At 78.6% G+C, this 2,996-nt stretch carries 1 protein-coding gene and 1 pseudogene; both read left to right on the top strand.

The features are described 5' to 3' along the window. The first annotated feature begins 229 nt into the window (after positions 1-229). The gene (locus PYV61_RS23255) at positions 230-2,509 is read left to right on the top strand and encodes an ADOP family duplicated permease (RefSeq protein WP_275836184.1); all 2,280 of its coding nucleotides are present in this window, start codon (positions 230-232) and stop codon (positions 2,507-2,509) included. An 87-nt stretch (positions 2,510-2,596) separates the two neighbouring features. Next, positions 2,597-2,996, top strand: a pseudogene (locus PYV61_RS23250) (permease); the annotation flags it as partial.

Genomic DNA, 2,996 nt, shown 5'->3' with positions numbered 1-2,996 from the left:
CCCGCTGACGTTCGAGGCCGGCGGCGCGTTGCCCGCCGCGTCGACGGTGCTCGCCTCGTGGCTCCCGGCGCGGCGCGCGGCGGCGGTGGACCCGGCGCTGGCACTCCGCGCCGACTGAATCCCTTCATGGAGCACTGCGGGCTGCGGGCTGCGGATCAGAACCCGCAGCCCGCAGCCCGCAGCTCGCGGCGCCCGTCGCGACGGACCTTCCCTCACACCGGCCCCCGGCATGCTCGCGACCCCGCTGTCCACGCTGCGCCGGGCGCTGCTCGCGCTCGCCCGCAGCCGCGGCTACCTGGCCGCCGCCGCCCTCACGCTGGCCGTGGGGATCGGCGCCACCACCGCGCTGTTCGGCGTGGTGGACGCGGTGCTCCTGCGCCCGCTCCCGTACGCCGCGCCCGAGCGGCTGGTGCGCGTGTGGCCCGAGGGGGGCGTGGGCAAGATGACGCTCGCGAGCCTGCAGCGGCGCGCGCGCGCGTTCGCCGCGCTCGAGGGGTGGCAGCCGCCGCAGCCGGTGAGCGACGCGTTCTGGCGCGTGCAGCTCGGCGCCGACGCGCGCGCGGTCGGGCGGCTGGTGCGCGTGGACGGCGTGGCGCACCGCGTGGTGGGGGTGATGCCGCCGAGCTTCCGCCTGCCGGCGCCCGACGTCGCGCTGTGGACGCCGGTGCGCATGGACCCGGCGCAGGTCGCGGACTACACGTGGTTCTGGAACCTGAGCCTGGTCGGCCGCCTGGCGCCGGGCGTCACGGCGGCGCAGGCGCGCGCCGAGGCCCGCACGCTCGTGCCGGCGCTGCGCGGCGAGTTCCCGATGCGCCTCCCCGACGAGTGGGGGGCGACCATGGACGTGCAGCCGATGCAGGAGGCGATCGTCGGCCGCACGCGCGGGACGCTGTACCTGCTGCTCGGCGCGGTGTCGGTCATGCTCGTCGTGTCGATCGTGAACGTGGCCGGGCTGACGCTGGTGCGCGCGGCGCGGCGCGAGCGCGAGCTGACGGTGCGCGCCGCGCTCGGCGCCGGGCGCGGGCGCCTGTTCGGCGAGCTGGTGGCCGAGGGGCTGGTGCTGGCGGGGGTGGTCGCGGCGCTGGGCGCGGCGCTGGCGTGGGCGCTGACGCGCGGCATCGTGCGCATGCTGCCGGCGGGGTCGTCGGGCGTGCTGCCGCGCGTCGAGGAGATCGCGGGGGACCGCCGCGTGCTCGGCGTGGCGGTGCTGGTGGCGGTCGGCGCCGGCGCGCTGTCGACGCTGATCCCGGCGGCGCGCGCCTCGCGCCCGACCGTGCGCGGCGCGCTGGCCGAGGGCGGGCGCGGGTCCGCGGGCGGCCGCGCGCGGCAGCGCACGCTGCGCTGGCTGGTGACGGCGCAGGTGGGGCTCGGCGTGACGCTGGCCGCGGGCGCCGGGCTGCTCGGGCTGAGCCTCCTGCGCCTGCTCGACGAGGACCCGGGGTTCCGCGCCGAGCGGGTCGCGGTGACGGCGGTGCCGCTGCCGAGCGTGGAGCGCGACACGGCGGCGCGGGCGCGCGCGTTCTACGGCGCGCTGCTCCCGCGCGTGCGCGCGATCCCCGGCGTCACGGCCGCGGCGATGGCCACCGGCGTCCCGTTCGACGGGGGCGAGGGGTACGGGCCGATCGACGTCGAGCGGTTCCCGACGCCGCCCGGGGGCTCGCGGCCCAACGTGGCGAACAACACGATCACCGCCGACTACGCGCGCGTGCTCGGCGTGCCGCTGCTGGCGGGGCGCATGCTGACCGACGCCGACCGCGACGGCGCGACGCCGGTCGCGGTGGTCGACGCCGAGGCGGCGAAGGTGCTGTGGGAGGGGATGGATCCGAAAGACGTGATCGGGCAGCGCGTGAAGTACGTCTACCTCGACCAGTGGATCACCGTCGTCGGCGTGGTGGGGAACGTGCGCCGCGACAGCCTGAGCGCGCGCCCGGCGCCGACGCTCTACCGCCCGATCGGGCAGGGGTTCGCCGGGCCGATGCGGCTCGTGGTGCGCGGGACCGCCGCGCCCGAGACGCTGGCGCCGGCGCTGCGGCGCGCGGTGGCGGAACTGGAGCCGACGGTGCCGCTCGGGCGCGTGGAGCCGCTGGCCGGCGTGGTGGCGCGGAGCGCGGCGCGGGCGCGGTTCGTGGCGCAACTGCTGGCCGGCTTCGCGCTGGTCGCCGTCGCCCTGGGCGCGGTCGGCGTGTACGGCGTGGTCGCCTACTCGGTGGCGCGCCGCACCCGCGAGATCGGCGTGCGCTCCGCGCTCGGCGCATCGCCGCTCCAGATCCGCGCGCTGGTGCTGCGCGACGGCGCGCGCATGGCCGCGGCCGGGATCGCGGCGACGCTCGCCGGCGCGCTGGCGGCGGCGGGGCTCGGGTGGGCGTTCCTCCACGGCGTGCGCCCGGTGGAGCCGGCGGTGCTGCTCGGCGTGTCGGCGACGCTGCTACTGGTGGTGCTGGCCGCGAGCGCGCTCCCGGCGCGGCGGGCGGCGCGCGTGGACCCGCTCGAGGCGCTGAGGACCGAGTAGCTGCCACCGGCGACCTGCGACCTGCGACCCAACAGCGGCCGTGAGGTCGCAGGTCGCAGGTCGCAGGACCGACCCACACGAGACGCCATGCTCCCCGATCTCCGCGCCGCCCTCCGCTCGATCGCCCGCGCGCCGCGGCTCGCCGCCACGGTGGTGCTGACCTTCGCGGTCGGCATCGGCGCCAGCACGGCGGTGTTCGCGGCGGTGAACGCGCTGCTCCTCCGGCCGCTCCCGTTCCCGCACGCGGACCGCCTGGTGGACGTGCACGAGTGGAGCGCGACGCGGCTGTGCGACGGGTGCGGGGTCGGGACGTCGTGGGAGACGTTCGGCGACTGGCGCGCGCGGCTGCGCGCGTTCGACGCGCTCGACGCGTACGCGGAGCGCGAGGTGGTGCTGGGGGGCGCGCCGGGGGCGGAGCGGGCGCCCGCGGCGGCGGTGACGGCGGGGCTGCTGCCGACGCTCGGCGAGCTGGTGGCGCTCGGGCGCG

Source organism: Roseisolibacter sp. H3M3-2 (assembly GCF_029211165.1).
GTDB lineage: Bacteria > Gemmatimonadota > Gemmatimonadetes > Gemmatimonadales > Gemmatimonadaceae > Roseisolibacter.
This window is presented reverse-complemented; position numbering and strand designations above follow the sequence as displayed.